Annotated in this window: 28 protein-coding genes; 1 reads left to right on the top strand and 27 read right to left on the bottom strand. The window is 61.0% G+C overall.

Translation table 11 applies throughout. From position 1 onward, the window contains the following. Window positions 1-22: 22 nt before the first annotated feature. The 18 genes from FE782_RS22860 to sucC form a co-directional block, all read right to left on the bottom strand. Window positions 23-913 (bottom strand): magnesium transporter MgtE N-terminal domain-containing protein, encoded by an 891-nt coding sequence (locus FE782_RS22860; protein ID WP_238392632.1) that lies wholly within the window; start codon window positions 911-913, stop codon window positions 23-25. 40 nt (window positions 914-953) lie between these two features. After that, a complete protein-coding gene (gene fliJ, locus FE782_RS22865) occupies window positions 954-1,394 on the bottom strand; it encodes a flagellar export protein FliJ (RefSeq protein WP_138196667.1) in 441 nt (146 codons plus the stop codon). Between the two features lie 9 nt (window positions 1,395-1,403). After that, window positions 1,404-2,738 (bottom strand): flagellar protein export ATPase FliI, encoded by a 1,335-nt coding sequence (gene fliI / locus FE782_RS22870; RefSeq protein WP_138196668.1) that lies wholly within the window; start codon window positions 2,736-2,738, stop codon window positions 1,404-1,406. Further along, window positions 2,735-3,562, bottom strand: coding sequence for a FliH/SctL family protein (locus FE782_RS22875; protein WP_238392633.1), 828 nt, complete (start codon window positions 3,560-3,562; stop codon window positions 2,735-2,737). Before FE782_RS22875 ends, fliI begins: the two co-directional genes overlap by 4 nt. Window position 3,563: 1 nt before the next feature. Then, window positions 3,564-4,586, bottom strand: a complete 1,023-nt coding sequence (fliG, locus tag FE782_RS22880) for a flagellar motor switch protein FliG (RefSeq protein WP_138196670.1) — start codon at window positions 4,584-4,586, stop codon at window positions 3,564-3,566. Window positions 4,587-4,599: 13 nt separating this feature from the next. Beyond that, complete coding sequence (gene fliF, locus FE782_RS22885; protein WP_138196671.1) at window positions 4,600-6,189, bottom strand: flagellar basal-body MS-ring/collar protein FliF; 1,590 nt, start codon at window positions 6,187-6,189, stop codon at window positions 4,600-4,602. Window positions 6,190-6,228: 39 nt separating this feature from the next. After that, window positions 6,229-6,543 carry a flagellar hook-basal body complex protein FliE gene (fliE, locus tag FE782_RS22890; protein WP_138196672.1) on the bottom strand — a complete coding sequence of 105 codons (315 nt, stop codon included), beginning with the start codon at window positions 6,541-6,543 and terminating at the stop codon, window positions 6,229-6,231. 44 nt (window positions 6,544-6,587) lie between these two features. Continuing rightward, complete coding sequence (gene flgC / locus FE782_RS22895; RefSeq protein ID WP_138196673.1) at window positions 6,588-7,037, bottom strand: flagellar basal body rod protein FlgC; 450 nt, start codon at window positions 7,035-7,037, stop codon at window positions 6,588-6,590. Continuing rightward, a complete protein-coding gene (flgB, locus tag FE782_RS22900; RefSeq protein ID WP_138196674.1) occupies window positions 7,037-7,444 on the bottom strand; it encodes a flagellar basal body rod protein FlgB in 408 nt (135 codons plus the stop codon). The genes flgC and flgB overlap by 1 nt, the downstream gene beginning before the upstream one ends. A 233-nt stretch (window positions 7,445-7,677) precedes the next feature. Further along, complete coding sequence (gene codY, locus FE782_RS22905) at window positions 7,678-8,475, bottom strand: GTP-sensing pleiotropic transcriptional regulator CodY (RefSeq protein ID WP_138196675.1); 798 nt, start codon at window positions 8,473-8,475, stop codon at window positions 7,678-7,680. A gap of 25 nt (window positions 8,476-8,500) precedes the next feature. Further along, complete coding sequence (gene hslU, locus FE782_RS22910) at window positions 8,501-9,901, bottom strand: ATP-dependent protease ATPase subunit HslU (RefSeq protein ID WP_138196676.1); 1,401 nt, start codon at window positions 9,899-9,901, stop codon at window positions 8,501-8,503. Window positions 9,902-9,910: 9 nt separating this feature from the next. After that, window positions 9,911-10,462 carry an ATP-dependent protease subunit HslV gene (gene hslV, locus FE782_RS22915; RefSeq protein WP_138196677.1) on the bottom strand — a complete coding sequence of 184 codons (552 nt, stop codon included), beginning with the start codon at window positions 10,460-10,462 and terminating at the stop codon, window positions 9,911-9,913. A gap of 39 nt (window positions 10,463-10,501) precedes the next feature. Continuing rightward, on the bottom strand, window positions 10,502-11,446 hold the full coding sequence (gene xerC, locus FE782_RS22920; protein ID WP_338016913.1) for a tyrosine recombinase XerC: 945 nt from the start codon (window positions 11,444-11,446) through the stop codon (window positions 10,502-10,504). Between the two features lie 39 nt (window positions 11,447-11,485). Continuing rightward, complete coding sequence (trmFO, locus tag FE782_RS22925; protein ID WP_439116453.1) at window positions 11,486-12,805, bottom strand: FADH(2)-oxidizing methylenetetrahydrofolate--tRNA-(uracil(54)-C(5))-methyltransferase TrmFO; 1,320 nt, start codon at window positions 12,803-12,805, stop codon at window positions 11,486-11,488. A gap of 20 nt (window positions 12,806-12,825) precedes the next feature. After that, on the bottom strand, window positions 12,826-14,925 hold the full coding sequence (topA, locus tag FE782_RS22930) for a type I DNA topoisomerase (protein ID WP_138196679.1): 2,100 nt from the start codon (window positions 14,923-14,925) through the stop codon (window positions 12,826-12,828). Between the two features lie 21 nt (window positions 14,926-14,946). Beyond that, entirely contained in the window at window positions 14,947-16,035 is a 1,089-nt protein-coding gene (gene dprA, locus FE782_RS22935) for a DNA-processing protein DprA (RefSeq protein WP_138196680.1), read from the bottom strand. A gap of 102 nt (window positions 16,036-16,137) precedes the next feature. Next, window positions 16,138-17,070 carry a succinate--CoA ligase subunit alpha gene (gene sucD / locus FE782_RS22940; RefSeq protein WP_138196681.1) on the bottom strand — a complete coding sequence of 311 codons (933 nt, stop codon included), beginning with the start codon at window positions 17,068-17,070 and terminating at the stop codon, window positions 16,138-16,140. Between the two features lie 35 nt (window positions 17,071-17,105). After that, entirely contained in the window at window positions 17,106-18,266 is a 1,161-nt protein-coding gene (gene sucC, locus FE782_RS22945) for an ADP-forming succinate--CoA ligase subunit beta (RefSeq protein WP_138196682.1), read from the bottom strand. A 262-nt stretch (window positions 18,267-18,528) separates the two neighbouring features. On the opposite strand from sucC, the gene FE782_RS22950 reads away from it, so the two are divergent. Then, a complete protein-coding gene (locus FE782_RS22950) occupies window positions 18,529-20,148 on the top strand; it encodes a YifB family Mg chelatase-like AAA ATPase (RefSeq protein ID WP_138196683.1) in 1,620 nt (539 codons plus the stop codon). On the opposite strand, the gene FE782_RS22955 is transcribed toward FE782_RS22950, so the two are convergent. The 9 genes from FE782_RS22955 to rimM all read right to left on the bottom strand — a co-directional run bounded on the left by FE782_RS22955 (window position 20,145) and on the right by rimM (window position 26,905). Further along, a complete protein-coding gene (locus tag FE782_RS22955) occupies window positions 20,145-20,522 on the bottom strand; it encodes a YraN family protein (protein WP_138196684.1) in 378 nt (125 codons plus the stop codon). The two genes, FE782_RS22950 and FE782_RS22955, sit on opposite strands and share 4 nt — an antisense overlap. Then, window positions 20,519-20,821, bottom strand: coding sequence for an EscU/YscU/HrcU family type III secretion system export apparatus switch protein (locus tag FE782_RS22960; protein ID WP_138196685.1), 303 nt, complete (start codon window positions 20,819-20,821; stop codon window positions 20,519-20,521). The genes FE782_RS22955 and FE782_RS22960 overlap by 4 nt, the downstream gene beginning before the upstream one ends. Next, window positions 20,818-22,581, bottom strand: a complete 1,764-nt coding sequence (locus FE782_RS22965) for a TP0910 N-terminal domain-containing protein (RefSeq protein ID WP_138196686.1) — start codon at window positions 22,579-22,581, stop codon at window positions 20,818-20,820. The genes FE782_RS22960 and FE782_RS22965 overlap by 4 nt, the downstream gene beginning before the upstream one ends. A 121-nt stretch (window positions 22,582-22,702) precedes the next feature. Further along, window positions 22,703-23,320, bottom strand: coding sequence for a ribonuclease HII (gene rnhB / locus FE782_RS22970; protein WP_138196687.1), 618 nt, complete (start codon window positions 23,318-23,320; stop codon window positions 22,703-22,705). A 122-nt stretch (window positions 23,321-23,442) separates the two neighbouring features. After that, on the bottom strand, window positions 23,443-24,312 hold the full coding sequence (gene ylqF, locus FE782_RS22975) for a ribosome biogenesis GTPase YlqF (protein WP_138196688.1): 870 nt from the start codon (window positions 24,310-24,312) through the stop codon (window positions 23,443-23,445). Between the two features lie 69 nt (window positions 24,313-24,381). After that, window positions 24,382-24,966: a signal peptidase I gene (gene lepB / locus FE782_RS22980; RefSeq protein WP_138196689.1), complete on the bottom strand. Its 585-nt coding sequence runs from the start codon at window positions 24,964-24,966 to the stop codon at window positions 24,382-24,384. Window positions 24,967-25,052: 86 nt separating this feature from the next. Beyond that, complete coding sequence (gene rplS / locus FE782_RS22985; protein ID WP_138196690.1) at window positions 25,053-25,397, bottom strand: 50S ribosomal protein L19; 345 nt, start codon at window positions 25,395-25,397, stop codon at window positions 25,053-25,055. Window positions 25,398-25,610: 213 nt separating this feature from the next. After that, window positions 25,611-26,387 (bottom strand): tRNA (guanosine(37)-N1)-methyltransferase TrmD, encoded by a 777-nt coding sequence (trmD, locus tag FE782_RS22990; protein WP_138196691.1) that lies wholly within the window; start codon window positions 26,385-26,387, stop codon window positions 25,611-25,613. After that, window positions 26,384-26,905, bottom strand: coding sequence for a ribosome maturation factor RimM (gene rimM / locus FE782_RS22995; RefSeq protein WP_138196692.1), 522 nt, complete (start codon window positions 26,903-26,905; stop codon window positions 26,384-26,386). The genes trmD and rimM overlap by 4 nt, the downstream gene beginning before the upstream one ends. Window positions 26,906-26,925 lie beyond the last annotated feature (20 nt).

Consider the following 26,925-nt stretch of genomic DNA (forward strand, 5'->3'; position numbering starts at 1 on the left):
GTTCCCATTCAGGACGCAGGAACTATCCAAGACGGGCGGTGATTTGCGCCGTCCGTTTCTTGTCAAGCTTCGAGAGCGAGTTCAAGATCGTCGCCCGAGACGCCTCTTCCATGCCGCGCAAGATGTTTACGACCTGCGACTGGTCCATCTCGAGCAGCACCTCGGCCGCCCGATCCGGCGTCATCTGCGCGAACGTCCGGCTCAATTCGTCGATCGTGAGCGCCGCGGACGATGCCGTCTGCGTTCCGCTAAGGGCGAGGCGCTCTTGCAGCGCCGCGATTTGCAGGTCGCGCACGGCGACCACGTCCTTCATCAGGATCGAGGTTTCGGCCGCGATCGTCGGATCCATTTTCTCGAGGATATCGACTTGCTTCTCTTCCTTCATTTCCTTCAGCACGAGCACCCGCTCGCTGAGCGTCAAGTTTTCCAAGACGGGAGCCGCCTTACTCGGCTTCATCTCGGCGTATACGTTCGCCAGCTTCTTGATGTTCGCCGCGTATTCCGCCTCGGATGCCGCTTGCCGCGCCTCTTCCTCCTGCTTCACTTCGAGCTCGGCCTGCAGGTCCGCGATTTGCTGCTCCTTCGTCTCGGTCTCCGACCGCAGCGCCGCCATCTCGGCTTCCTTCGCCGACAACGCCGCTTCGATCTTCGCCGCTTCTTCCTCGTTCGTCTCTCCCTCGTCGTCCCGCTCCTCGGCTTCGAGCATCGCCGCCCGCAACTCCTCCTCGGTCGGCTTCGGGTCGGGCAGCACGGCCGATACGCCCGGCACTTTGTTGCCGACCCGCAGCAGTTCGTTAACGACGTCATAACCGAATACCGTGAGCAGAACGCCGGTCAGGAGCAGCGTAAACAAAACCGGAAGCGTATAAAACAGCAGTCGTTCTATGAAGCTGTACGATCGCTCCTCTTCCATGTCCGCCACGCGTCTCCCCCCTTTCCTCTATGCCGCGTCCTTAACGGGCGAATCGGCTTCGCAGCGCGGCCATCTCGTCCAGCTCGTATTGCGAGCGGCGTTCGACCTCGGCGCGATGGACGGCGAACGCCCGATCTTTCATATTGAGCCATACCTTCTCGTCGACCGAACGGTCCGTCAGCTTCTCCCGCAGCTCGTTCACCGCTTTCTCGGCGGTAAGCAGCGCCCGCTTGCTCGTACGGATTCGCTCTTCGAGATGATCGACGTATTGCTGTCCCGCGATCATGTCGGCCATCGGCCGCCCCTTCGTCGCGTCGTCCGCCAGCTTCTCCTGATATCTGTACTTCGCCAGCATCAGGTCGGACAGCTCCCGCTCCGCTTGCGTCATGGCGCCGATCGCCTGCGATAGAAGCGATTCCGCTTGCTTCTTCTCGTTCGTCTTGACGTCCAGCACTTTCTGGAAAGCATAAACGAACTTCATAAGTTCTCATCAACCTCCGGAAAACTGGCGAGTCAACGCCTGCTGCGCATCGAACAGCGTCGACTTCTCGTCGGTACCTTGTCTCGTAAATCCCCAGATGTCTTTGATCGATTCGATCGCCATGTCGATGTCGGGGTTCGACCCGGATTTGTACGCGCCGATATTGATCAAGTCTTCCGCGTCGCGGTACACGGACAGCAGCTCCTTCATCCGGTTCGCGGATGCGATCTGCTCCTTCGGCGCGATCTCGTTCATGACGCGAGAGACGCTCGCGAGCACGTCGATCGCCGGGAAGTGGCCGCGGTTCGCCAGCTTCCGGTCCAGCACGATATGCCCGTCCAAGATGCCCCGCACCGCGTCGGCGATCGGCTCGTTCATATCGTCGCCGTCGACCAGCACCGTATAAAACGCCGTGATCGAGCCCTTCGGTCCGGTGCCAGCCCGCTCCAGCAGCTTCGGTAAGCTCGCGAACACGGAAGGCGTATATCCTCTCGTCGCCGGCGGCTCGCCGACCGCGAGGCCGACCTCGCGCAGCGCCATCGCGTAACGCGTGACGGAGTCCATCATCATCATGACGTTCAGTCCCCGGTCGCGGAAATATTCCGCGATCGCCGTCGTGATCAGCGCCCCCTTCATTCGGATGAGCGCGGGCTGATCGGAGGTGGCCACCACGACGACCGACCGGGCAAGCCCTTCCGGGCCGAGGTCGCGCTCGATGAAATCCAGCACCTCGCGGCCGCGTTCGCCGATGAGACCGATCACGTTCACGTCCGCCGACGTGTTGCGGGCGATCATGCCGAGCAGCGTCGACTTGCCGACGCCCGAGCCGGCGAAAATCCCGACCCGTTGGCCTTTCCCGATCGTCAGCAGCCCGTCGATGCAGCGTACGCCGACCGATAACGGGTCCAATACGCGGGGACGCTTCAACGGACTGATCGGCACGTTGTTGGCGGACACCTCCGGCATTCGGATCGGCAGCGAGGAGCCGTCGAGCGGAACGCCGAGACCGTCGAGCACCTTGCCGAGCAGCTCGTGGCCGGCCTTCACCGAAAGCGGCTTGCCGGTGCCGACGACGTCGCAGCCCGGTCCGATCGAATGCAGATCGCCGAGCGGCATCAAGATGACCTTGTTGTTACGAAAGCCTACGACCTCCGCCTTCACCGGCGTCGCGCCTTTGCCCGGATGGATCAGGCAGACGTCTCCCAGCTTCACGTCCGGCCCCTCCGACTCGACCGTCAGACCGATGACTTGCGTCACCTTGCCGTTGATTCGAACCGGGTCGACCGGACGGAGACTGTCCAAATATCTAGCGATGTCTAGCCGCTTCGCCGCTGCTTCGTTCAAGGCGCACCCGCTCCTTCGTCAGACTCCGAAGCGACTTCCATAAGCGCCGCCTTGAGCTCGGACAATTGCGTGTCGATTCGAGCGTCGATGCTGCCGAAGCTCGTTCGTACGACGCAGCCTCCTTCGTCGACCGTCGCATCCGGAACGATCGTTAAATCCGCTTCCGAATCGACGGCGAGCAGCAGCTCCGCCCGAGCGTCCTGCATCTTCGCGAATTGGGACGGCGCGACGCACAGCGTAATAAGCCCCTTCTCCCGTCGGCGTTCCAACGTTCGCTTGACCTGCGACTTCGTCCAATCGGGATCGACGGCCAGATGTTCGCCGATGATCTTCTTCGCCACCGCGGTCGCGAGCTCCACCAAGAACGGCTCCGCTTCCGAGATGACGCGCTCCTTCACGAGATGCGCCTCCTCGACCAGCTGACGCGCCTCGCGAAGCAGCGACTCGTACTTCTCCGCCGTCTCGGCTTCGGCTTGCTGCAGGCCTTCCCGGTACCCAGCTTCGTAGCCGGATCGGCGGCTCTCTTCCACGACGCGCAAGTCTTCCATGCGCCGTTCGTCCCACCATCGTTCGACCTGCGCGTTCGCTTCGTTCATGAGCCGGTTCGCCTCGTCCGAAGCTCCCTGCAGCAGCTCTTCGGCCGCCGTCTTCGCGTCCTCGATCAGCTGCTCCGCCACCGCCTCCGACTGCTTGCGACGCTCGGAGGCGTACGCTTGCTCCGGATCGAAGGAATCGCCTTCGGCTTCAGGGGACGGCGGTTGATAGATGAAAGCTTCCAGCTTTCGGATTTCTTCCAGGGAAATATATCGATTCGACTTAATCACGTTAGACAATGATATCGTCTCCTCCGCCGCGCGCGATGATAATTTCTCCGGCTTCTTCCAGACGACGCACCGTCGCTACGATGCGAGTTTGCGCTTCCTCGACGTCGCGCAGACGGACGGGACCCATAAATTCCATCTCTTCCTTGAACGAATCGGCCATGCGCTTCGACATGTTCCGGAAGATCGCCTCGCGCACTTCCTCGCTCGCCACCTTGAGGGCAAGCTGCAAATCGGCGTTCTCGATGTCGCGAATGATGCGTTGAATCGAACGGTTGTCGAGATTGACGATATCTTCGAAGACGAACATCCGCTTCTTGATTTCTTCGGCCAGCTCCGGATCTTGAATCTCGAGCGAATCGAGAATCGTCCGTTCCGTGCCTCGGTCGACGCCGTTCAAAATTTGAACGATCGCTTCGATGCCGCCCGCGGACGTATAATCCTGCGTCACCGTAGCGGACAGCTTCTGCTCGAGCACGCGCTCGACTTGCGAGATGACCTCCGGCGACGTGCTGTCCATGAGCGCGATTCGCTTCGCGACGTCCGCTTGCTTCTCTTGGGGCAGCGAAGAAAGAATGATCGCCGCTTGCTCCGCATGCAAATACGAGAGGACGAGCGCGATCGTCTGCGCGTTCTCGTTCTGAATGAAGTTCAAAATTTGACCGGCGTCCGCCTTGCGAGCGAAGTCGAAAGGACGAACCTGAAGCGTAGCCGTCAAGCGGTTGATAATGTCCATCGCCTTGCCGGCGCCGAGCGCCTTCTCCAAAATTTCCTTCGCGTAGTTGATGCCGCCTTGCGTGAGGAACTCTTGCGCGACCGCGATCTGATGGAATTCCGCCATGATCGCGTCCTTCTCGGCCGGATCGACCTTGCGGACGTTGGCGATTTCCAGCGTCAGCTGCTCGATTTCTTCGTCGCGCAGATGCTTAAATACTTGCGCGGATACTTCGGGACCGAGCGTGATGAGCAAGATCGCCGCTTTCTGCCGGCCCGTCAGCATTTGTTGTTGCATCTGACCCTTCGCCATTCAAGTTCCACCTCTATTCATCCGCCAGCCAGGTGCGAAGGAGATTCGTAAATTCTTCGGGCTTGCGCTTCGCAAGCTGTTCCAGCTGCTTGCGGATTTGACTGTCGTTGCCGACTTGTTCGATATCGAGCACGACCTCCGGCTGACTCGCCGCCGCCGCGGCCGCCGCTTCGAGCTCCGCTTGCGCGATCGCCTCCGCCTGCGCTTTCCGTCGACGGACGAGGAAGAACGCGCCGCCTGCGAGAAGCGCCATGACCGCCGCGCCCGCGATCGCGTACAGCAGCGTCTGGTTGTCGTTCGCCGCCGTCGTCGTCGACGACCCGCCGAACGAACGCGAGATGACCGAAACCTTGGAGGCCAGTTGTTCGTCAGTAAGAGTGACGCCGGTGTTCGCGAGAGACGTGCCTACGATGTTCTTGAGGAGCGCTTCGACTTGGGCGACCGTATCCGGATCGTTGTCCGCATTGATACCCACGGAGATGCTTAAGTCTTGCACGACGTACGGACTCTTCACGATCTCGTTGGTAATACGGTTCACTTCGAAATTTTCCGTAATGTCGCTCTTCTCGGATTCCAAGTTGCCTTGCGACGTCGTACCCGGGTACCCCGGCACATCCGTCTCGCCCGTGCCCGTCGTTCCGCCGGTTTCGCCGCCGGTGCTGTTGACCGACTCTTCGATAGCGTTCCGGGAAATAATAATGCCCGTGCCGTCTTCTTGGTTGACCGGAGTGACGAGATTCTCTTGGCTTTTCCGTTGGTCGAAGTTCAAGGTCGAGAAGACGCTCACGATGACGTCCTCTTGTCCGAGCAACGGCGCCAAGAAGCTCATGACGTTGCGCTGCAGATCGAGCTCGAATTGCTTCTTGAACCGCATCTGTTGTTCGAGCTGTCCCGCCGAAGCGCCGGCGCCCGCGCCAAGCTTGGAGGACGGAAGCAATTCGCCGTTCTGGTCGGAAATCGTAATGTTGTCGAGCGTCAAATTCGGTACGCTCTTCGCCACGAGATTGTAGATCGTATCGATCTTCGCTTGGTCCGGCGGGAAGCCGGGAGTGAAGTTGACGACGACCGAAGCGGTGGATTGCTGGCCGGCGCCGTCCGGGTTTAAAAACACGCTTTGCTTCGGGGAGTTGATCAACACCTCAGAGCTGGAGACGCCGCTGATTTGATTGATCAACCGCTGGATCTCGCCGGATCTCGCGTCCGCGTTCAGAACGTCGAACTGCGAATCCGTCATGCTCCAGCTGTTCATGTTTTCTCTGAAAATCTCGTAGCCGATCGAACCGTTCGTCACGAGCCCTTGCGAAGCCACGTCGATCTTGACGGACGACACGTCGGTGCTCGGGACGCCGATCGTACGCCCGTCAAGACTCAGTTTGTAGGGGATTCCGGAAGATTCCAGGTAACCTTTCACATTGGCGGCATCCGTCGGATTCAAATCGGTGAAAGCGACGGAATATTCCGTTTTGGAAAATTGAAACACAAGCAGAGCGATCGTCGCGACGCTGAGAACGAAGGCGCCGATAAACATGAATCGCTGCTTGTTACTATATTGACCCCAGAACCGTAGAATGGCTTCTCGGTACCGGACGAGCGTTTCGTTCACTATTTCACCTCATTACCAGGGCTCAGTCGTTGCCGAAAATTACAGCTGCGTTCTCATGATTTCTTGATAAGCTTCGATCACTTTGTTGCGCACTTGAACGGTAAGCTGCAAGCCGAGCTGCGCCTTTTCCGAGGCGATCATCAAGGTATGCACGTCGGAGATTTGACCCGTGACGAATTGTTCGTTTAACGCCTTCACTTGCTTCTCTTGATTATCTACCGCTTGTAATGCATTTTCTAAGATATTGCCGAACGATTCTGTGACCTTAGTCACATCGCCGAGCTTCGCCGCGCCGGTACCGCCGTTACTTGCGATGCCGGATATCGCCAATGGTTTCACGCCCGATACTTCCATCGGTTTCTCTCCCTCGTATCCTCTAATAAGTAAAGTCTTACCGATTATCTTCCGATTTCGAGCGCCTTCGTAATGAACGACTTGGACGCGTTCAGCGCGGTCACGTTCGCCTCGTAAGAACGGGTGGCGGATATCATATCCACCATCTCCTTCAGCACGTCGACGTTCGGCATCAAAACGAAGCCGTTCTCGTCGGCGTCCGGGTGCGTCGGATTGTACACTTGCTTATAGGGCGCGGGATCGTCGTAAATGCGAGTCACCTTCACGCCTTCCCCCGTATTTTCGCGCATTTTGCCGTTCAAGACGTCGGCGAAAGAAGCCTGTCCTTTCGGCTCCATGACTACAAGTTTACGAGAATACGGAACCCATTTGCCATCTACAAATTTTCCCCTCGTTGTTTCGGCGTTGGCAATATTGGAAGCGATGACGTCCATGCGCAAGCGCTGGGCCGTCAATGCCGAAGAACTAATGTCAAAGCCGTTCGTAAGCCGCATTATCTAGCCTCCAATGCCGTCTTCGTTAATTTGATCTCATGAGAAACTTGCTGCACTAACGTGTTATAGCGGAGTTGGTTTTTCGCCATGGCCGACATCTCCGAATCGATGTCGACGTTGTTCAAGTTATTATTCATGACAGAATTTTCATCAATTGTAATAATTGGCTCAACTTCTTTCCCGCCTCTGCCGATATATATATGGCGGGGGTCCGTACGACGGCCGACGATGCCGCCGGGCATCCCGTTCATGGATTGTTGAAGCAGCGTCTCGAATTGAACTTCGGAGCGCTTGAAGCGCGGCGTGTCGACATTCGCGATATTGTTCGCGATGACGGCTTGCCGCAGACTCGACGCGTCGAGCGTCCGCTCCAACAAGCGGAAGTGGCTTCCGTTTACGTTAAGCACAAGGGTCCCCCTTCCTATACGAAAGTGATATAGATTTCCTAAAAAACTCGCACTTGATTTAGGTCAGATAATCTTATTCCACAGTCCTTGTTTTTTTTCCTTCTTTATTCGACATTTTTTATCGAAATTTCTGCTCCCTTTGTAGGATTTTGTTGGAATTGCGTCGAAAGGCGCAAAAAAAGGCCCGCCTCGCAAAAACGAGGTAGGACCTTTCGCCTATATCGACCAAGTCTCTAGGTAGTTGCTTCTCGAGAAATCCCAGGTTTTACAATTTGCTCGACGAGCTGATCGTTCAGGATCTTAATGTACGTTCCCTTCATGCCGAGCGACCGCGTTTCGATGACGCCGGCGCTCTCCAGCTTGCGCAGCGCGTTGACGATAACGGAACGCGTGATGCCGACTCGATCCGCCACCTTGCTCGCCACGAGCAAGCCTTCCTTGCCGTTCAGCTCCTCGAAAATATGCTCCACCGCCTCGAGCTCGCTGAAGCTGAGCGAACCGACCGCGACCTGTACGGCCGCCTTCGTTCTCGCCTCCAGCTCGCTCTCCTCGGCCCGCTCTCGCAAAATCTCCATCCCGACGATCGTCGAGCCGTACTCCGCCAAAATCAGGTCGTCGTCGCCGAACGGAGACTCCGCGCGCGTAATCAGCAGCGTTCCGATCCGGTCGCCGGCGCCGAGGATCGGCACGACCGTTACGTACCGATCCTCCATCAGCTCGTGCACCTTCTCGACGAGGTTGCGGTACGGACTGTCGTCGTCCGTATTGCCGGTCGTCTCGTCGATGCTGGAGAACCAATGGTTCGCTTCCTGCGGAAAGCGTCGGTCCTCTAGAACGAATCTGGCGAGGTCTGCCCCTTGCGGATTCCGCGCCAGGCCGCAGCCGAGTATTTTCCCTTTGCGGCTGACGACGAATACGTTCGCGTCGATGACGTCCCGCAGCACCTCTCCCATCTCCATGAAGTTGACGGACGTGCCGGCCGCTTTTTGCAGCAGTTTATTCAACCGCCTCGTTTTGGATAACAATGTCATGTTGATGCACTCAAGCCTCTCGAGATTATAGGATATACTGACTTAAATCGCGGTTTTTCGCTACTTCGCCGAGCTTCTCCCGCACGTATTCCGGCGTGATGACGATGTTCTCCAGCGTAATATCGGGCGCTTCGAAGCTCAGATCCTCCAGCAGCTTCTCAAGAATCGTATGCAGTCGTCTCGCGCCGATATTTTCGGTATTTTGATTCACTTCCGCGGCGATTCGCGCGATTTCCGAGACGGCTTCCGGCGAGAACTCGACCTCGATGCCCTCGGTTCGCAGAAGCGCGGCGTATTGCTTCGTCAGCGCGTTCTTCGGTTCCTTCAAGATGAGCTCGAAGTCGCTCTGGGTCAGCGAGCTTAGTTCGACGCGGATCGGGAATCGGCCTTGCAGCTCCGGAATGAGGTCCGACGGCTTCGCCACATGGAACGCGCCGGCCGCGATGAAGAGTACGTAATCCGTCTTCACCGGTCCGTATTTCGTGACGACCGTAGAGCCTTCCACGATCGGCAAGATGTCGCGTTGCACGCCTTCTCGCGATACGTCCGGACCGTTCCCTCGCGAAGAGCTGGCGATCTTGTCGATTTCATCGATGAAGATGATTCCGGATTGCTCCGCGCGCCGGATCGACTCCTGCGTCACGTCGTCCATGTCGATGAGCTTCTGCGCTTCTTCTTGCGTCAGCACCTTGCGGGCTTCCTTGACGGTCAGCTTGCGCTTCTTCGTCCGCTTCGGCAGGAAGTTGCCGAACATCTCCTGCATATTCATGCCCATCTGCTCGTTGCCGCCGGGACCCGACAGCATGTCGAGCATGTTCGGCGCGTTCTCTTCGACCTCGATCTCGATCTGCTCGTTCTCGAGATGCCCGTTCGCCAGGTTGCGGCGCGCGATGTCGCGACGGTCGTTCAACGTCGGATCGTGTTCCTGCGGAGGCTGTTGCTGCTGCGCCTGTCCGAAAATCATCTCGAGCGGATTTTTCGGCGTCTTCTCGCGCTGCGGCGAAGGGACGAGGATCGAGACGATCCTCTCGTTGGCGAGCGCCTCCGCCCGGTCCTTGACCTTCTCCGTCCGCTCGGCCTTCACCATCCGAATCGCCGTTTCCACGAGATCGCGAACCATCGACTCGACGTCGCGTCCGACGTATCCGATTTCCGTGAATTTGGTCGCCTCGACTTTCACGAACGGCGCGTTCACGAGCTTCGCGAGGCGGCGCGCGATTTCCGTCTTGCCGACCCCGGTCGGTCCGATCATAAGCAGATTCTTCGGCACGACCTCGTCTCGGATCGACTCGTCGAGTTGACTCCGGCGGTATCGATTCCGCAGGGCGACCGCCATCGAACGTTTCGCCTTCTTCTGACCGACGATATATTTATCGAGCTCCGCGACGATTTGTCTAGGAGTATAGGCTTCATTAGATGTAGACATAAGACCTCTCTACCCCTCCATCTCTTCGACGATGATGTTATCGTTCGTATATACGCAAATCTCGGCGGCCATCTTCATGGCGGCCAAGGCGATTTCTTTCGCTTCCATATGGTCGCCCGCGTACCGCTTGAGCGCTCGCCCCGCGGATAACGCGTAGCTCCCGCCGGAGCCGATGGCGAGAACGCCGTCGTCGGGCTCGATGATTTCCCCGTTGCCCGAAATGAGCAGAAGGTGCTGCGAGTCCATGACGATCATCATCGCCTCGAGCCGGCGAAGCACTCGATCGGACCGCCATTCCTTGGCCAACTCCACCGCCGCGCGCTGCAAGTTGCCTCCGTGCTCTTCCAATTTGCCCTCGAATTTCTCGAACAGCGTAATCGCGTCGGCCACCGAGCCGGCGAAGCCGGCCGCGACCTTGCCCCGATACAGACGACGCACTTTCTTCGCGCCGTGCTTCATGACCATCGCGTTGCCGAACGTCACTTGTCCGTCCCCTGCGATCGCTCCCTTGCCCTTATGCCGAACCGCGAAGATCGTGGTGGCGTGAAAGCTCATCTCCATCGTCGCGCGTCCCCCCTTCGAAATAATTATTGTCGGTGCCTACGCTCTCGGATGAGCGCGGTTATAAATCGATTGCAGATGATCCTTCGTGACATGCGTGTACACTTGCGTCGTCGACAAATGCGCATGCCCCAGCAGCTCTTGGACCGAACGAAGGTCGGCCCCGGCCTCCAGCAGATGCGTCGCGAACGTGTGACGCAGCGTATGCGGGCTGATGTCGTTCACGTCGGCGAGCCTAGCGACGTATTTGTCCAGGATGCGACGAACGCTGCGATCGCTGAGCCGGGTGCCGTCGCGGTTCAAAAACAACGCCCGCTCCCCCGCGCCGGAGGCCGACTTCTCGAGAAGAGCGGAGCGCCCTCTCTCTACATATACGCGGAGCGCGTCCGAAGCATGTTCTCCGACCGGAACCCACCGTTCCTTGCCGCCCTTCCCGAGCACGAGCGCCATGCCGAGATCGAGACGAACCGCGTCCATGTCGAGGCCGACGAGCTCCCCGACCCGTAGACCGCTTGAATACAGAAGCTCGAACATCGCCCGGTCTCTAGCTCCGAGGGGCGTCGCTTCGTCCGGCGACGTCAGGAGCCGGAGCGTCTGGTCCGGATATAAGAACTTCGGCAGCGGCTTGTCGAGCTTCGGACTGCGAATGGCCCCCATCGGATTCGACTCGATTCGGCCTTCCTGCATCAGAAATCGAAAAAACGATCGCAGCGCGGACAGCTTTCGCGCGACGGATCGCTTCGCTAATTGCTTCTCATGCAGTCCGGCGAGGAACGTGCGCACCGTCACGTACGTGACGGCGGACAAGTCGTCGCCGGATTGCGTTCGTAGAAATTCCAAAAACTGCGATAGGTCGGAGGCGTAATGCCGGATCGTATAAGGAGAAGCGTTATGCTCCATCTCCTGAGCGAGTAAAAATCGCGTTACCCATTCGTCCGAATTCATGCCGTGATCGATCCCCCCGACGCGTGCGTATGAAGCCAATCTTGCGCTTCCTTCATCGTATCACAGCGCGAATCGCGTTTACAAGACAGGGGCTCTGACGATTGTCGAAAAATTCTGAATTCGCTCGAGCGCCCGATTCGCGATTCGTTCGTTCTTTTCCTTTTTGTTTCGGATTTTCTCGCCGAGCGGCGGGAACAAGCCGAAGTTGGCGTTCATCGGTTGGAAGTGACGGAAGTCGGCCGTCGTGATGTAGTGCGCCATACTGCCCAGCGCCGTATCTTCCGGGAAGACGAGCGGCTCTTGTCCGAGCGCGTATCGAGCGGCGTTAATACCCGCGATCAAACCCGACGCCGCGGATTCCACGTACCCTTCGACGCCCGTCATCTGGCCCGCGAAAAACAAATCGTCGCGGTCCCGATATTGATACGTCGGGCGGAGCAACTTCGGCGAGTTGATGAACGTGTTGCGGTGCATGACGCCGAAGCGGACGAATTCCGCGTTCTCGAGGCCCGGGATCATGGAGAATACCCGCTTCTGCTCGCCCCACTTCAGGTGGGTTTGGAAGCCGACTAGGTTGAACAGCGTTCCGGCGGAATTGTCCTGTCGCAGCTGAACGACCGCGAACGGCTGCTTGCCGGTGCGGGGATCGACGAGGCCTACGGGCTTCAGAGGACCGAACAGGAGCGTCTGCTTGCCCCGGCTCGCCATCACTTCGATCGGCATACAGCCTTCGAAGTATACCTCTTTCTCGAACTCCTTCAGCGGCGCCGCTTCCGCGGTCGTCAACGCTTCGTAAAAGGCGTTCCACTCCTCTTCGTTCATCGGACAGTTCAGGTATGCGGCTTCCCCCTTATCGTAGCGGGAGGCGAGGAATACTTTGTCCATGTCGATCGAATCCTTCTCGACGATCGGCGCCGCCGCGTCGTAGAAGTAGAAGTAGTCCTCCCCGGTAAGTCCGCGGATGCGTTCCGACAGCTCCGGCGACGTCAGCGGGCCGGTGGCGACGACGACGACGCCGGACGGCAGCTCCGGCATCTCTTCGGTGCGCACGTCGATGTTCGGATGCGTCCGAAGCCGGGACGTCACTTCGCCGGAAAATCCGTCGCGGTCGACGGCGAGCGCCCCGCCCGCCGGGACCGCATGCCGGTCCGCGGCGGAGAGGATGAGCGAATCGAGCAAGCGCATCTCTTCCTTCAAGACGCCGACCGCGTTGCTGAGGCCGTTCGCCCGAAGACTGTTGCTGCAGACGAGCTCCGCGAATTTATCGGTATGATGCGCCGGGGTTTTCCGAACCGGCCGCATCTCGTATAACGTGACGCGTACGCCGCTTTCGGCGATCTGCCAAGCCGCTTCGCTGCCGGCCAGCCCCGCGCCGATGACGGTCACATGCGGTTCCATGCTGCTCATATCTCCTTTACTTACGCTTCTTCTTGATCCGTATCCTGTTCCTCCTGCTTATGCGTGCACGCCGTGCATTGGATAACGGCGCCGTTGCGCGTCCGCTTCTTCACCAGCAGGGCGCCGCAATCCGGACAGGGATCGGATACCGGTTGGTCCCACGACACGAAGTCGCATTCCGGGTACACGTCGCAGCCATAGAAGACGCGGCCGCGCTTGCTCCGGCGTTCGACGATGCTGCCCTTCTTGCACTTCGGGCAAGTCACGCCGACGTCCTTGACGATCGGCTTCGCGTTGCGGCAATCCGGAAAGCCGGAGCAGGCGAGGAATTTACCGAAGCGCCCCATCTTGTATACCATGTGGCGTCCGCACTTGTCGCATTGCTCGTCGGCGATCTCGTCCTTCAGCTCGACTTCCTTCATCTCTTCTTCGGCCACTTCGAGACGCTTCTCGAACGATTCGTAAAACTCGCCGAGCACCTTCACCCAGTCGGCCTTGCCTTCTTCGACGAAGTCGAGGTCTTCCTCCATGTGCGCCGTAAATTCGACGTCCAGAATTTCCGGGAAGAACTCCTCCATCATCGCGATGACCATGTCCCCGAGCTCCGTCGGGAAGAACTTCTTCTCCTCCATCGCCGCGTAGCCTCTCCGCTGAATCGTGTCCAGTATCGGGGCGTACGTACTCGGACGTCCGATGCCGAGCTCCTCGAGGGCGCGCACGAGCCGGGACTCCGTATAACGCGGCGGCGGCTGCGTGAAGTGCTGCTTCGGAAGGATCGACTCCGCCTTCAGCTTCTGCCCCTTCTCGAGCGGCGGCAAAAACTTGTCGTCGTCGGTGACGCCGTCGTCATTGCCTTCTACGTACACCTTCATGAAGCCGGGAAACTTCACCTTCGACCCGACGGCTCGGAACAGGACGCCGCCCGCCTCGAGGTCCGCCGTCACCGTGTCCAGCACGGCCGACGTCATCTGACTCGCGACGAATCGTTCCCACACGAGCTTATACAGCCGGAATTGGTCCCTAGACAGAAACGGTTTCACCGCTTCGGGCTCGTAAGCGACGGACGTCGGGCGAATGCCCTCGTGCGCGTCTTGGGCGTTCGCGTTTTTCTTGGAGTAATTGCGAGGCGTCTCCGGCACGAACGCCGGGCCGAACTGCTTCGCGATATACTCCCGCGCTTCCTCTTGCGCGATCGGCGAGATGCGGGGGGAGTCGGTACGCATATACGTAATGAGACCGACCGTGCCTTCCTTGCCGAGATCGACGCCCTCGTACAACTGCTGGGCGATCTGCATCGTCTTGGCGGCGCGGAAGTTCAGCTTGCGCGCCGCTTCCTGCTGCATCGAGCTCGTAATGAACGGCGGCGACGGATGACGCTGCCGCTCGCGCTCCTTGATCTCGGAGACGACGAACGCATTCTTGCCGACGGCCGCGAGAATCCGATTCACCTCGGCTTCGTTCGGGAGATCCTTCTTCTCGCCGCCTTCGCCGTAAAACTTCGCTTCGAACGCGATGTTCTTCTCCGCGAGCGTCGCCGTGATCGACCAGTATTCTTCCGGCTCGAACGCCTTGATCTCCTTCTCCCGGTCGGAGATGAGCTTGACCGCGACCGACTGCACGCGGCCGGCGGACAGTCCCTTCTTTACTTTCTTCCAAAGGAGCGGACTGATCTTGTACCCGACGAGCCGGTCGAGAATGCGTCGCGCCTGCTGCGCGTTGACCAAGTCCATATTGATTTTCCGCGGCTGCTTGAACGCTTCCTTCACCGCTTGCTTCGTAATCTCATTGAACACGACGCGGCAAGGCTCGGTTTCGTCGATCTCGAGATAATGCGCCAAGTGCCAAGCGATCGCCTCGCCCTCCCGATCGGGGTCGGCCGCGAGATAGACGCGCTTGACCTTCTTGCGGGCGTCCTTCAATTCCTTAAGTACGTCACCCTTGCCGCGGATCGTAATATATTTCGGCGTAAACCCTTGTTCGACGTCTACGCCGGTCTGGCTTTTCGGTAAATCGCGGATATGCCCCATCGAAGCCTTAACGATAAACTTGCTGCCCAAGTATTTCCCAATCGTCTTCGCCTTGGCCGGAGACTCCACGATGACGAGCGTATCGGCTGCCATCTCCCCTGCACCCCATTTCCGTCATTTCATTCTTGCGATGTATCGCGAACCGGGAAGCGCCCGGATACGGTTCTTTACGAGTAACGATAACAAAACCGTGTGCAAATGTCCAAAACTGCGATTCGTGCGGACGATCATCTCATCGAGCGTCGCCGCTTCGGCCCCCATCGCCTCGAGCAGTTCGACCTCTTCCGGCGTAAGCGCTTCGTCTTCCTTGGCGGCGCCTCGCGCCGTCTTGGCGATGCCGAATTCGGCCAAAATATCGTCCGGCGACGCCGCCATGAGAGCGCCCGCCCGAAGCAGCCGATAGCAGCCTGCGCTCTTCGGCGAGGTGACGAGCCCGGGCACGGCGAAGACGTCCCGGCTCGCGTTCGTCGCGCACTTCGCCGTATGCAGCGAGCCGCTCTCCGACGCCGCTTCCACGACGATCAACGCTCGCGAGATGCCCGCGATCAGCCGATTGCGCCACGGGAACGTCAGCTTCGACGGCTTCGCGTCCCAGCTGTACTCGCTGACGACGAGGCCGCGCTTCGCGATGGCGCGCTGCAGCGGTTCGTGCTCCGGCGGGTAACAGACGTTCAGTCCGTTGCCGAGCACGGCGATCGTCGCCCCCGTCGACCGCATCGCGCCTGCGTGCGCGTAGCTGTCGATACCGCGGGCGAGGCCGCTGACGACGCTTACCCCCGCTAGAGCAAGCTCCGCGCCGAACCACTCGGCCACTTCCCGGCCGTACGCGGTCGGGTGCCGCGTGCCGACGATGCCGCAGCAATTGCGCTGCAGCAGCGAGACGTCGCCCTGCGCGTACAGCACCCACGGCGGCTTCTCGATGCCGTGACGCAGCAGCGGGGGATACGTCGGATCGAAGTATGTGATCGGAACGACGCCGCGACTCTCGTAGAACCTAAGTTTACCTAGAATGTATTCATTCGTCAAAAGCGTTTGGATTCGCGCCGCTTTGCTCCTCGGAACGTCCGTCCCGGCCAAGAGCTCCGTCGCGGGGCGATCCAAAAAGCTGCGGAAATCCGGCACCGCGTCCACGATCTGTCGCATCGTCTCCCAACCGATGCCCTCCATCTCGTGGATCGCCAGCATGATTTGGTTTTCGTTCAACGTCGATCCCTCCCCGGAAAATGAAAAAAACCTCCCGCCTTCGGCTTGTCCGCCGAAAACGAGAGGTTGCTTACCTGCTCGGATGGTAAAGCTTCTATTAAATTATTTGCGAACGATGCACTTCTCGAGCAGACCCTTCTCCTCGAGCACCGATACGAGCGTCGAGCCCATCTCGGACGGCGTCGGAGCGACCTTCATGCCGCAGCGCTCCATCGTCGCGACCTTCTCGGCCGCCGTGCCCTTGCCGCCGGACACGATCGCGCCCGCGTGGCCCATCCGGCGTCCCGGAGGCGCCGTCTGGCCGCCGATGAAGCCGACGACCGGCTTCGTCATGTTCGCCGCGATCCACTCGGCCGCTTCCTCTTCCGCCGTACCGCCGATCTCGCCGATCATGATGACCGCATACGTCTCCGGGTCTTCGTTGAACAGCTTCAAGATGTCGATGAACTCGGAGCCCTTCACCGGGTCGCCGCCGATGCCGACCGCGCTCGATTGGCCGATGCCGCGGGACGTCAGCTGGTGCACCGCTTCGTACGTAAGCGTACCGGAACGGGAGACGACGCCGACGTGGCCCGGGAGGTGAATGTAACCCGGCATGATGCCGATCTTGCATTCGCCCGGCGTGATGACGCCCGGGCAGTTCGGCCCGATTAGGCGCGTCTTCTTGCCTTCCATGTACTTGCTTACGCGAACCATGTCGAGCACCGGAATGCCTTCCGTGATGCAGATGACGAGATCGAGTTCGGCGTCGACCGCTTCCATGATCGAATCCGCGGCGAATGCCGGCGGAACGTAAATCACGGACGTATTCGCGTCGGTCGCCGCTTTCGCTTCCTTCACGGTATTGAACACGGGGAGCGATACCGTCGAACCATTTTCCAGCGTAAAGTCGACCTTCGTGCCGCCCTTGCCCGGCGTAACGCCGCCGACCATCTGGGTGCCGTAGTCGAGGCCGCCCTTCGTATGGAACATCCCGGTCGAACCGGTGATGCCTTGGGTAATGACGCGGGTATTCTTGTTAACTAAGATACTCATGGGTACTCCTCACATCCTTATAGTATAATGAGGCTCTACTTCACAAGAGCGACGATCTTCTGCGCGCCGTCCGCCATCGAATCGGCAGCCGTAATGTTGAGGCCCGACTCGTTGAGGATCTTCTTGCCGAGCTCCACGTTCGTGCCTTCGAGACGCACGACGAGCGGCTTGTCGAGGCCGAGCTGACGCGCCGCGCCGACGACGCCGTTCGCGATGACGTCGCACTTCATGATGCCGCCGAAGATGTTGACGAAGATGCCCTTCACCTTCGCGTCGGAGAGGATGATCTTGAACGCTTCCGTGACCTTCTCTTCCGTAGCGCCGCCGCCGACGTCGAGGAAGTTCGCCGGCTCGCCGCCGTAATATTTAATGATATCCATCGTCGCCATCGCGAGGCCGGCCCCGTTGACCATGCAACCGATGTTGCCGTCGAGAGCGACGTACGACAGATCGAATTTCGACGCTTCGATTTCCTTCTCGTCTTCTTCGTCCAAGTCGCGAAGCTCGACGATGTCCTTATGACGGAACAGCGCGTTCGAATCGAAGTTGAGCTTCGCGTCGAGCGCCATGACGTCGCCGTCGCCCGTGACGACGAGCGGGTTGATTTCCGCGATGGAGCAATCCTTCTCGACGAACGCTTGGTACAGCGCCGTCATGAAATGAACCGCCTTGTTCACGAGCGGACTCGGAATGTTGATCGCGTACGCCAGCTTGCGCGCTTGGAACGCCGCGAGACCGATGGACGGATCGACGACTTCCTTGAAAATTTTCTCCGGCGAATGCTCGGCCACTTCTTCGATTTCCGTGCCGCCCTCTTCCGAAGCCATCATGACGACGCGCCCCGTCGCCCGGTCGACGACGAGACCTATGTAGTATTCTTTCTTGATATCGCAGCCTTGCTCGATCAAGATTCGCTTCACTTCTTTGCCTTCCGGCCCGGTCTGGTGCGTCACCAGCGTCTTGCCGATCAACTCGGATGCATAATTGCGAACGTCGTCGAGGCTCTTTGCAATTTTAACGCCTCCGGCTTTACCGCGGCCGCCGGCGTGGATTTGCGCTTTCACGACAGTCACCGGCGTGCCGAGCTTCTTCGCCGCTTCCACCGCCTCGTCCGGGGTGAACGCCACGTAGCCTTCCGGAACTTTCACGCCGTACTGCTTGAGCACCGCTTTCGCTTGATACTCGTGAATGTTCATCTCGAAACCTCCTATTCGATTCTCTGGACACAACTTCTCTATTGTATCACGAACGTGAAACATTTTCCTCTTTCGCGCGCGTCGATTCGACATTAAATTTGGTTGTACCCCTAATAACTTTTCCCAATAGCGGCGGATTAACAAGAACTTTGGTGAAAAATTTAATTTCTCGGGAAAATGTGGTATACTCCTCGCAAACGAGCAAGCGATGAGGAAGCACCTCTCCTTCGAAGCATTACATTCGAAGAAGGGGTGTTTTTTTATGTACGGAACCTGTTACGGGGCATGCATGCACGGCATCGACGGGCGGACGGTGACGGTGGAGATCGACCTGGCCAACGGGTTGCCCGCGTTCTCTATCGTCGGTCTGCCCGACAACGCGGTGCGCGAATCGACGGAGCGCGTGCGCGCCGCGCTGAAGAACGGCGGATTCGAGTTTCCGATGCGGCGGATTACCGTCAACCTCGCGCCGGCCGACGTGCGCAAGGAAGGCGCGTCGTTCGATCTCGCGATCGCGGTCGGCATCCTGCTCGCGAGCGGCCAGTGGCCGGCGAGCGTCGCCGACGGCGCGATGTTTCTCGGCGAGCTCAGCCTGCTCGGCGACGTGCGGCCCGTGCCAGGCGTCCTGTCGATGGCGCTCGCCGCGAAGGATGCCGGCCTTGCGCGCATCGTCGTGCCCGCGGAGAACGCGCGGGAGGCGTCGCTCGCGGGCGGCATCGACGTCGTGCCGGTCGCGCGGCTGCGCGACGTGCTCGACGCGGCGCTCGGCGTCGACTACGCCGGCGAGCAGTCGCGGACGGCGGACGATCGGAACGCTGCGGCCGGCGACTCGGACGAACTCGACTTCTCCGACGTGGTCGGGCAGATGCAGTCGAAGCGGGCGCTCGCGATCGCCGCGGCCGGGCGGCACAACATCGTCTTCATCGGTCCGCCGGGCTCCGGGAAGACGATGCTGATGCGTCGGCTCGCCACCATTCTTCCGCCGCTCGAGGACGACGAGGCGCTCGAGGTGACGAAGATCTACAGCGCGTCGGGCCAGCTCGCCGACCGCGGGGCGCTCGTCCGGCGCCGGCCGTTCCGCTCGCCCCACCATACGATATCGCCCCAAGGGCTCATCGGCGGCGGGGCGACGCCTCGCCCCGGCGAAGCGAGCCTCGCGCATCGCGGCGTCTTGTTCCTCGACGAGCTGCCGGAGTTTCCTCGGACGGCGCTGGAATCGCTCCGCCAGCCGCTCGAGGACGGGGCGGTGACGATCGCGCGGGCGCGCGGCGCGTTCACGTACCCCGCCCGTTTCGCGCTCGCGGGGACGATGAATCCGTGCCCGTGCGGTTACGACGGCTACGAAGAAGGCGGCCGGTCCTGCACGTGCTCCCTCCCCCGCAAGCTGGCGTATTTGTCGCGGTTGTCGGGGCCGCTCATGGATCGGATCGACATGACGATGGACGTGCCGCGGCTGCGGCCGGAAGAGGCGGAGCTGCGCATGCGCGAAGGCGAATACGGAGCCTTAGGCGGTCCCCGATGGGATACGAAGTCGCTGATCCGGCTCGTCGACAAGGCGCGGGCGGCGCAGCGGGAACGATATGCGGGGCTTGGCATCCGCTCGAACGCGGAGCTGTCCGGCAAGCTGCTGCATCGATTTTGCCGGCTCGGCGCCGAGGCGTCCGGCAAGCTGATGCGCGCGTACGGCGCGCTGGAGTTCAGCGCCCGGGCGCATGACCGGGTGCTCAAGGTGGCGCGAACGATCGCGGACGCGGAAGGGTCGGAACGGATCGAGCCGGAGCATATGAACGAGGCGCTGACGTATCGGGCGTTGGACTTTCGCCGGCAGCGTCTGCGGGACGGGGATATGAAAGAAGCGACATCGCCCGCGGGAGGCGATTAGAACGCGTTGTCGACGTGGTTGATGGAGACGGACCTGCCGTCCGCGTCGAGCACGACGCCGATACAGTCGAACCGGACGGCGGCGGGGGCCGACGGCAGCCGCTGCAAGTACGACTGCGCGCATCGGCGCAGCGTCGCTTGTTTCTTCGGGGTGATCGACTCGAGCGGCGCGCCGAAGCGGCCCAGCGTGCCCTCCGAACGGGTGCGCACCTCGACGAAGACGAGCGCGCCGTCCTTCGCCTCGGCGACGAGGTCGACCTCGCCGTAACGGCAGCGCCAGTTGCTCGCGACGACGGCGTACCCGACGCTTCGGAGATACGCGGCCGCCGCCGCTTCGCCGGCCGCGCCGGTCGCCTTCCTTCGTCCTCCGTTCATCGATCCCCGTCCTTCCTCGTCGCCCGATCTTGCGCCGCTTGGTCCGCACGGTAGACGAAGCTTAGTATTTCCGCGACGAGCCGGTACAGCTCCGGCGGAATTTCTTGCTCAAGGTCGAGCTTGGAGAGCACCTCGACGAGCGAAGCGTCCTCCCGCACCGGGACGCCGTTCTCGGCGGCGATCGCCACGATCCGCTCGGCCGTCTCGCCCTTCCCCTTCGCCTTGACGACCGGCGCGGCCGCGGCGTCCTTCGAATACGACAGGGCGACCGCTTGTTTCGGTTGCGATGATTTCGTCATACGCGAAAGTCGACTCCTTTGTACTTCGGCGGGGCGTACGCCGATGAGACGTTCATCTGCCCGCCCGGCGCCTGCGACTCTGCGTCGGTCGCGGCAGTCTCCTTCGGCTTTGCGGAGTGCTTGAACGTCAGGAGCTGATACCCGATCTCCCGCAGCGCCCCTTCCATCCCCGACTTCTGCGTCTCCATCAACGCTTGCGCGGCTGGATGATCGTTCCAGACGTGCAGCCCGACGATCTTGTTCATCACCGTTACGTCGACCCACGTTTCGCCGAGCGAGGCGAGCGACAACTGGAACCACAGGCGGCAGTTGTCCGCGTCGAGCTCGCCCTTCTTCCCGCGCCGGGTATGGATTTGCACCGACGCATTGCCGTCGCCTTCGCCGTCGCGCCCCTTCAGCGGGACGAACATCGTGACGTGCGCGAACGGCGCGGACTTGTCTTGGGCCATGAGCAGCTGCTGGCCCGTTATCGACTGCAGCGCCGTTTGCGCCGCTTCTTTGAGCGCCGGAGGCACGTCGGCGTCCGCCGCGATTTGCGACAGCAGCGACTTCAGCGTCTCGACGGGCGCCTTGTCGGCCGCGGAGGACGGCGACGCGGCCCCGTCCGCGGCGTGGGCGGCGGTCGGCGGCGCCGGAGGCGGCAGCACGTCGAGCGGCCGGAGCGGGCGCTCCGCAAGCGGCGAAGGCTTCGGCGCTTCGCCGCCTTCCGGCGCATCCATAGGCTGCGACTGCGCTGCCGCCTCCTGCGCTGGCCGCGGCGGCGGCGAAGCGGCGAGCTTCAGCCATTCGCGCTCCGCGTCGACGCCGAGCAGCTTCAGGAACGACAGCAGCGGCGGTCGTTCCGGGGCGGCCGGCGGCGGAGCGCTCGTCGGCGCGCCGCCGGGCGCGGGCAACGCCGACGCGGGCGCCCCGGTCGCGGCCGGCCCCGGCGCTTGCGCCGTCGGCGCGGCCGCCTGCGGTCCCGCGGCGCTCGCCGGCGCCCCAGGCGCCGCAGCGGCCCCGGGCGCGCTAGGCGGCGCCCCCGCCCCGGCGGCCGGCGCCCGCGCGCCGCCGGCATCCGCTGCCGCCTGCGGCCGCAGCGCCTCCCCCAGCAGCGCGTCCGCGCGCTGCAGCACCTCCAGCAGGCGCGTCGCCGCCTGCTTCGCCGCCGCGCTCGTCCCCGGCGCGGCCAGCGCGTCCCGCGCGCCCGTCTCGAGCGCGCGATGCAGCTCCGTCGGCGACGGTCCCGTCATCGCCGTATGCAGCGCGCGCACCGTCTCCGCGGTCGGCGGCAGTCCGCGCTTCGCCGCGGTCGCGGCGGCGCGCAGCAGCGCGTCCGTCTCGGCGTCGCCGGAGGGCGCCAGCGCCTCGACCGCCGACGCGACCGCCCCGTTCGTCGCGCGCGACATCGGCACGCCCTCCTCGTGAAGCACGCGCACGACGGCGCGGTTCAGCGGCGTATCCTTCATGCCGAAATTCTTCAACACGCCCGCGAACGACTCCGTCGCGATGTCGACCGTCGAAGCGGACAACGGCTTCAGCAAGACGGCGAGCGAGCCGGAATCCGGCTGCACCTGAAACAGCGTCGCCTGACCGACCGGAATCGGCGTCTCCAGCTTGGCGCGCATCGTCGTCCCGCCTATATTGAGCAGCGCTTCGTTTTCCGCGAACAGCTGCAGCACGATGCCCCGAACGACCTGCCCGGGTTTCAACTCGAGCGTCTTCGGCTCCGCGGGCGCCGCATCGCCCAGCGCCGCGCGCATCAATCGACCGACGTCCATCTTCCCGTCCCCTTCCGTCCGGATCTTGCGAATATCCTTATATATCGACGGCGAATCCCGAATTCGTTACGTGTTTTTCCCAATCCGCGATCCGTTCGCGGATTCCCGCGTATCCCGAGGATTAAAATAATTCCAGCTGCTCCATCCGTTCCGCGAACAGCTTGCCGAGGAACGACTGCCGATGCATCGGGCTCGCGCCGAACGCGAGCAGCCGCTCGCGGTGCAGCTTCGTCGCGTAGCCCTTATGTCCGGCGATGCCGTATTCCGGATACAGCGCATCCCACTCCCGGCACAACCGGTCCCGGGTCACCTTCGCGACGACCGACGCCGCGGCGATCGACAACGACAAGGCGTCGCCGTGAATGATGGCCGTCTGCGGCACGTCGACATCCACCGATTCCGCGTCGACCAACAAATGATCCGGCGTAAGTCCTAACGCGCGAACGGCCTTCTTCATCGCGAGCCGCGACGCCTGGCGAATATTGATCGCATCCACCGTCTCGGCGTCGACGCGCCCGACGCCGATGGCGATCGCCCGTTCCTCGATCAACGGCAGCAGCGCTTCGCGCTGCTTCTCCGTCAGCTTCTTCGAATCGTCCACGCCTTCGAGCGAGCAGCCCGCCGGCAAGACGACCGCCGCCGCGACGACGTCGCCGAACAGGCAGCCTCGCCCGACCTCGTCCACCCCCGCGACGTGCGCGCGGCCGGCGGTCCATAATTCATTTTCGTATGTAAGCATAACCCCGATCCTCCAACGAAACAGCGATAATAACCCCCATTGTACAGCAAAAAAAGCCCATCGTCTTCGATGAGCTCTTCCCAATGTTTCCCGCCGCACGCGGCGAACGCGCGCCGATCGAATTATACTAAACCCGGCAGCTCCAACGTAATCCGCCCCAGCTTGCCGCTTCGCAAATCGTGCAGGAAGACGTCGGACGCCTTGGCCAGATTGATCTTCCCGCCGCTCATGACCGCGCCGCGCCGGCGGCCGATCGCTTCCAGCAGCTCGACGACCTGGTTCGGATCTTCGAGATCCTCCGGAAGGGTTTCGATCCCGTACCGCTCCTGGAACACGCCCGGATACCGCTTGCATAGAAACTTCGCCGTGAAGAACGCCACGTCTTCCGAATTCAAGATTTCGTCCCGGATCGCTCCCGTCGCCGCCAATCGAAACCCGACTTGCGGATCTTCGAACTTCGGCCACAGAATGCCCGGCGTATCGAGCAAATCCATCTCCTTGCCGAACTTGATCCACTGCTGCCCCTTCGTCACGCCCGGCCGGTCCCCGGTCGCGGCGACGGCTCGCCCGGCGAGCCGGTTGATGAGCGTCGACTTGCCGACGTTCGGAATGCCGACGATCAACGTGCGGATCGGACGGGGCTCCATCCCTTTCTTCCGCCACGCCTCGTACTTCGGCGCCATGAGCTCCTTCGCCCGAGGCAAGATGTCGCGCACGCCGGTTCCCGTGCTCGCGTCGATCGGAAGCACCCGCACTTGATCCGCCGCCAGCTTCTCGACCCACCGTTCGGTCGCCGCCGGATCCGCCAGATCGCTCTTATTGAGCAGTACCAGACGGGGCTTCTGGCCGAGAATGTCGCCGATCATCGGATTGCGGCTCGAAGCCGGCAATCGGGCGTCGAGCAGCTCGATCGCCACGTCGATCAATTTCAGCTTTTCTTCGATTTGCCTTCGTGCCCGGGTCATATGTCCCGGAAACCATTGAATCGTCATCGCTTGCGCCCTGCCTTCTATCGCAGCCGTCCTCGAAGCGGAACGAACGTCCACGCTCCGGGCGGTCGATTAATGATGTCCGATCAACCGAATGTCCCCGATCGGCCAAATGACGACATCCGCCCGCCCGACGATTTCCTCGTACGGGACGAACCCGATATCCCGGCTGTCGTGCGAATTCGGCCGGTTGTCGCCCATTACGAACACATGCCCTTCCGGGACCGTCTGGGCCGAGAAATCTTTGTTATTGTAGGTTCCCCCCGACGCCGCGGCCGTATCCACCGGCTCCCGGATATACGGCTCCGGCAGCGGCTCCCCATTGACGAGCACCGTGTCGCCGCGCACCTCGACCGTCTCCCCGGGCAGCGCGACGACGCGCTTGATGTAATCCGCGTCGTATCCGGAATGAAAGACGAGCACCTCGCCGCGCTGAGGCTTGCGGATGTCGTACAATATCTTATTCACGATGATACGCTCCCCGGTATGGAAATTCGGCTGCATCGACGGCCCGTCCACGATATAGGGGGAAAACAGAAACCAACGAATGACGACGACGAGCACGCCGGCGACGATCAACGCCTTCGCCCAGTCGACCGCTTCCCGCTTCCACTCCGAAGCGGAGGATTGTTGTTGCCGAGACTCTTGCTCCTCCATGACGTCGGTCCTCCCGAAGCGTAAAAAGATTTTGGGATAAAGAAAAAGGACTTGGTGTGATGAACCTTACCAAGCCCCCTGTATTCTTATCGAATTTCTTTAATTCTCGCCGCTTTACCGCGCAGGTTGCGCAGGTAGTACAACTTCGCGCGACGAACTTTACCTCTGCGAAGCACTTCGATCTTATCGACGCGCGGGCTGTGAAGCGGGAACGCTCTCTCGACGCCTACGCCGTAAGAAATCTTACGAACCGTATACGTCTCGCTGATACCGCCGCCGCGACGCTTGATAACGACGCCTTCGAAAATCTGGATCCGCTCGCGCGTTCCCTCTTTAACCTTTACGTGCACGCGAAGCGTGTCGCCGGGGCGAAAGTTCGGGAGATCGCTGCGAAGCTGCTCGCGAGTGATTTCTTGAATCAGGTTGCTCATGGTTTGACCTCCTTCCGCCATAGGCGTTCGTATCGCTCCCGGAATGTCAGGCATTCCGTTCTCTGCTTAATAGAGGACCGCCCGTTCCTTCAAAACACACAACTAAGATCATAGCACAGCGCCCAGAAAAAGACAAGTGGAAACTCCCGGATTCGTTTCATCGTTTTCGACTTTCCGTTCCCGGTTTCCGAAGAGCCGTTCACGCTCTCCGGATTATTTCGTTTCCTTTTCCTTCTCTTCTTCCTTCCACCGTTCGATCAGCTTCCGCTCTTTGTCGTTCAGCTCCGCGCGTTCGAGCAAGTCCGGGCGGCGGCGCCACGTCCGGTACAGCGACTGCTCCCGGCGCCAAGCGTCGACGTTCACGTGATGGCCCGAGATCAGCACGTCGGGCACCTTCCATCCCCGAAACTCGGCGGGACGCGTGTAGTGCGGATGCTCGAGCAGACCGGTGCTGTAGCTGTCCGTAACCGAAGAAAGCTCGTTCCCGAGCGCTCCCGGCAGCAGCCGCGTGACGCTGTCGACGATGGCGCACGCCGCGATCTCGCCGCCCGTAAGCACATAGTCGCCGATCGAAATTTCGTCGGTGACGAGATGCTCCCGGATTCGTTCGTCATACCCCTCGTAATGGCCGCATACGAGAATGATATGGTCTTCCTTAGCGAACTCCTCCGCCTTCCGCTGCGTATACGTCTCGCCCTGCGGGCACATCAGCACGACGCGCGGCGCCCGCGGCTCCCGTTCCCCCGCCTCGGCGCGCGCCGCGGCGACGACGTGCTCGACCGCGTTGAAGATCGGCTCCGCCTTCAGCACCATGCCGCCGCCGCCGCCGTACGGATAATCGTCGACGGTATGATGCTTGTTTCCGGAAAATTCGCGGAAGTTGATCGCGTTCAGCGAGACGATGCCCTTCTCCTGCGCCTTGCCGAGAATGCTCGTCGTGAACATGCCGGAAAACATCTCGGGAAACAACGTCAACACGTCGAACCTCATTCGAGCAACCCTTCCATCAATCGGATCGTGACGACCTTCCCCGCCACGTCCACGTCAAGCACGACGTCCGCAATGTAAGGGATGTACGCCGTCTTCCCGTTCGTCCGCTTCACGACCCACACGTCGTTGGCGCCCGGCCGCAAAATATCGGTGACGACCCCGACCGCCTCGCCTTCCTCGGTCCGTACGTCGCAGCCGATAATGTCGTGGAAGTAAAACTCGTCCCGATCCAGCTTCGCGCGTTCTTCCGACGATACCTTCAGGCTCCAGCCCTTATAAGCTTCCACTTCATTGATATTGTCGAATTCTTTGAATTTCACGATGTATACCGTCTTTTGCGGTCGCGCGGTTACGACGGTAAGCGGCATCGTCTTGGCTTCGTCCGGAGAGACCAGCAGCAGTCCCGCGCCGCTCTTGAAGCGCTGCTCCGGGAAGTCCGTCTCCGGCCACACCTTGAGCTCGCCGCGGATGCCGTGCGTGTTCGCGACCTTGCCGACGGTCAACAGTTTCGGTTTCATGATTGTCCTCGCTTTTCCTT

Source organism: Paenibacillus antri, assembly GCF_005765165.1.
In the GTDB taxonomy this organism is placed as follows: Bacteria; Bacillota; Bacilli; order Paenibacillales; family YIM-B00363; genus Paenibacillus_AE; species Paenibacillus_AE antri.